The organism is uncultured Mycobacterium sp. (genome assembly GCF_964249325.1).
Taxonomy (GTDB): Bacteria; Actinomycetota; Actinomycetes; order Mycobacteriales; family Mycobacteriaceae; genus Mycobacterium.
Genome location: NZ_CAXUCH010000328.1, coordinates 1 through 3850 on the forward strand (window position 1 = coordinate 1; position 3850 = coordinate 3850).

The window sequence follows — 3850 nt, forward strand, 5'->3', positions numbered from 1 at the left end:
GGTTGCACCCGGCCACCGTCGACAACGTGGCCACGCTGCGGCGCCGCGGCGCGGTGGTGCTGGAGCCGGCATCCGGGCGACTGACCGGCGCCGACAGCGGGGCCGGCCGGCTGCCCGAAGCCGAGGAGATCACCACGTTCGCCCACCTGCTGCTGGAACGCTCCGACGCGCTGCCCTACGACCTCGCCGGCTGCAAGGTACTGGTGACCGCCGGCGGCACTCGCGAGCCGATCGACCCGGTGCGCTTCGTCGGCAACCGCAGCTCAGGCAAGCAGGGCTACGCGGTGGCCCGGGTCGCCGCGCAGCGCGGCGCCGACGTCACCTTGATCGCCGGACACACCGCGGGGCTCATCGACCCCGCCGGCGTCGACGTAGTGCACGTCAGCTCCGCGCAACAGTTGCGCGACGCGGTGTCCAAGCATGCTCCCGACGCGCACGTGCTCGTGATGGCGGCCGCGGTCGCGGACTTCCGGCCCGCGCGGGTCGCAACCGCGAAGATCAAAAAAGGCGTCGAGGAGCCGCCTGCGATCCATCTGGTGCGAAACGACGACGTGCTGGCCGGCGCGGTACGGGCGCGCGCCGAGGGGCAGCTGCCCAACATGCGAGCCATCGTCGGGTTCGCCGCCGAGACCGGCGATGCGAACGGTGACGTGCTGTTCCATGCGCGAAATAAGTTGCGCCGCAAGGGATGTGACTTGCTAGTGGTCAACGCCGTCGGCGAGGGCAAGGCCTTCGAAGTCGACAGCAACGACGGCTGGCTGCTGGCCGCTGACGGCACCGAGTCTGCGCTGCAACACGGCTCCAAGACGCTGATGGCCAGTCGTATCGTGGACGCCATCGCCGCCTTTCTGCACAGCGGCAGCGGGTAAGTCCAATCGTGTGACGCCGATGCCGGCCGGTCGGGTGGACGGCGCGACGATATAATTCGTCTGACTAACATTTTGTCGAAGACGCGGAAGGATCTGGGCGTGAGCGAAAAGGGTCGGCTGTTCACCAGCGAGTCGGTGACCGAGGGACACCCCGACAAGATCTGCGACGCCCTCAGCGACTCGGTGCTCGACGCTTTGCTGGCCGACGACCCCCGCTCACGCGTCGCCGTCGAGACCATGGTGACCACCGGGCAGGTCCACGTCGCCGGGGAGGTGACCACCAACGCCAAGGAGGCGTTCGCCGAGATCACCGACACCGTCCGCAGTCGCATCCTGGAGATCGGCTATGACTCCTCCGACAAAGGCTTCGACGGCGCGTCGTGCGGGGTGAACATCGCCATCGGCGCGCAATCCCCCGACATCGCCCAAGGTGTCGACACCGCCTACGAGGCCCGCGTCGAGGGGGTCGCGGATCCGCTGGACGCCCAGGGCGCCGGTGACCAGGGCCTGATGTTCGGCTACGCGATCAAAGACACCCCGGAAATGATGCCGCTACCGATCGCGCTGGCCCATCGGCTGTCCCGTCGACTGGCCGAGGTCCGCAAGAACGGCGTGCTGCCGTATCTGCGCCCGGACGGCAAGACCCAGGTCACCATCGCCTACGAAGGCAACGTGCCAGTGCGGCTGGATACCGTCGTGATCTCCACCCAGCACGCCGCCGACGTCGACCTGAACGACATGCTGACCCCGGACATCCGGGAAAAGGTCCTCAACACAGTGCTCGACGACCTGGCCCACGACACCCTGGACGCCTCCGACGTGCAGCTGCTGGTCAACCCGACCGGCAAGTTCGTGCTGGGCGGGCCGATGGGTGACGCCGGTTTGACCGGCCGCAAGATCATCGTCGACACCTACGGCGGCTGGGCCCGCCACGGTGGCGGCGCCTTCTCCGGCAAGGACCCCTCCAAGGTGGACCGCTCGGCGGCGTACGCGATGCGCTGGGTGGCCAAGAACGTCGTCGCCGCCGGGCTGGCCGAGCGAGTCGAGGTGCAGGTCGCCTACGCGATCGGCAAGGCCGCCCCGGTCGGGCTGTTCGTCGAGACGTTCGGCACCGAGACCGTCGACCCAATCAAGATCGAGAAGGCCATCGGGGAGGTGTTCGACCTGCGTCCGGGAGCGATCATCCGCGACCTGGACCTGCTGCGGCCGATCTACGCGCAGACCGCCGCGTATGGACATTTCGGCCGCACCGACGTCGAGCTGCCTTGGGAACAGCTCGACAAGGTCGACGACCTCAAGCGCGCGGTGTAGCTGCACGAGCGTAGTGCCACGGTGAGATTCCGACGATTTTCTCGCCGCGGCGTTCCGCTCGGCGGTCAGCTGAACCGGTAGTCGTCGAGGTCGAAGCGGCGGCTGCGCCAGTAGGCCTCGACCGTGGTTGTGGGCCGCAGCGGCACGTCGCCGTTCTTGTCGAAGTAGTAGCTGTTGGCCAGCCGGCAGCTGTCCTGCCAGAACACCTGGCGGTGCCGGCGGCGCATCATCTCGGCGAAATAGCGGTCGTTGGCTTCCTCGGTCACCTCGACCCGGGTCGCGCCGCGGCGGCGGGCCCGTTTCAGGCACCGCATGATGTGATGGGTCTGCGTCTCGATCAGCGCAAAGTACGACGACCCGACATAGCCGTAAGGGCCGAACACGCTGAACAGGTTCGGAAAACCGGGAATGCTGACGCCCTCGTAGGCCTGCAGCCGGTGCTCGTCCCAGAACTGGCGCAGGGATCGGCCGCCGCTGCCGGTGACCGCGAAGGTAGGGACGTTGTCGGTGTCCATCACCTTGAAGCCGGTCGCCAGCACTAGCACGTCGGCGTCGTGTGTTTCGCCGTCGCTGGTGGCCACACCGGTGGGCGTGATCTTGTCGATCGGCTCGGTGACCAGCCGCACGTTGTCGCGGTTGAAGGTCGCCAGATAGCCGTTGTGGAAGCCGGGGCGTTTACAGCCGACGGCGTAGTTCGGGGTGAGCTTCTCACGTACCACCGGGTCGCGCACCTGCTGGCGCAAGTAGGCGAGCCCGAGTGCTTCCATCCGTTTGGCCAGCGGGAAAACGGTGAAGTAATGCGCCGCGATCGGGAAAGTCGCCTCGACGAAGGCCTGGCTCGCCAGCCGCTGGACAGCTTTGCCGCCGGGTACCCGCATCGCCCAGCGCGCCGGCGCCGGCAACGGCACATCGAATTTCGGAAAGCACCAGATCGGTGTGCGCTGAAACACGGTGAGCTGCTTGACGATCGGCGCGATCTCCGGGATGACCTGCACGGCAGATGCTCCGGTGCCGATCACCGCGACCCGCTTGCCGGTCAGATGTTGCGAGTGGTCCCAGCGGGCGGTATGCATGGTGATTCCGTCGAAGGAGTCCACCCCGTCGATGTCGGGCAGCTTCGGTACGGTCAGCACGCCGCTTGCACTAACCAGGAACCTGGTGGTGATTTCGCCGCCGGGATCGATCTGTACCCGCCATAGGTTTTGCTCGTCGTCGAACTGCGCGGCCAGGACCTTGGTGCCAAACCGGATCTTCGGCCGGATGCCGTACTTGTCGACACAGTGTTCCGCATAGGCCTGAAGTTCGTGTCCGGGGGCGTAGGTCCGCGACCAGTGCGCGCTCTGCTCGAACGAGAACTGGTAGGAAAACGACGGAATGTCCACGGCGATACCGGGATAGGTGTTCCAGTACCAGGTGCCGCCGACACCGTCGCCGGCCTCGATCATCACATAGTTGCCCAGCCCCGCCTTGTCGAGTTTGATCGCGGTGCCGATCCCGGAGAACCCGGCGCCGACGATCACAGTGTGGTATCCGGGGCGCGCGCTGGTCATACCGCAACGGTAACCCGCTAGGGGTGCAATGCTGCTTTCAGCGCCGCTAACCCCCGGTTCATGGCCTCGGTGGCGGCTGGCACCACGCCGGCGTAGCCGATATAGCCGCCAGCGTCTCCG

4 protein-coding genes are annotated in these 3850 nt (G+C 66.9%); 2 read left to right on the forward strand and 2 right to left on the reverse strand.

Annotated elements, in window-relative coordinates; all coding sequences use genetic code 11:
- Both ACFE99_RS23760 and metK read left to right on the forward strand, forming a co-directional pair.
- Positions 1–869, forward strand: an 869-nt coding sequence (locus tag ACFE99_RS23760; protein ID WP_375489149.1) for a phosphopantothenoylcysteine decarboxylase, incomplete at its 5' end; no start/stop codon positions are given.
- A 99-nt stretch (positions 870–968) separates the two neighbouring features.
- Positions 969–2180, forward strand: coding sequence for a methionine adenosyltransferase (gene metK / locus ACFE99_RS23765; RefSeq protein WP_375489151.1), 1212 nt, complete (start codon positions 969–971; stop codon positions 2178–2180).
- A 65-nt stretch (positions 2181–2245) separates the two neighbouring features.
- Here the strand turns inward: metK and ACFE99_RS23770 are convergent, their stop codons facing one another.
- Positions 2246–3730 carry a flavin-containing monooxygenase gene (locus ACFE99_RS23770; protein WP_375489153.1) on the reverse strand — a complete coding sequence of 495 codons (1485 nt, stop codon included), beginning with the start codon at positions 3728–3730 and terminating at the stop codon, positions 2246–2248.
- Between the two features lie 17 nt (positions 3731–3747).
- The coding region (locus ACFE99_RS23775; protein WP_375489155.1) for a hypothetical protein at positions 3748–3850 on the reverse strand (103 nt) is incomplete at its 5' end.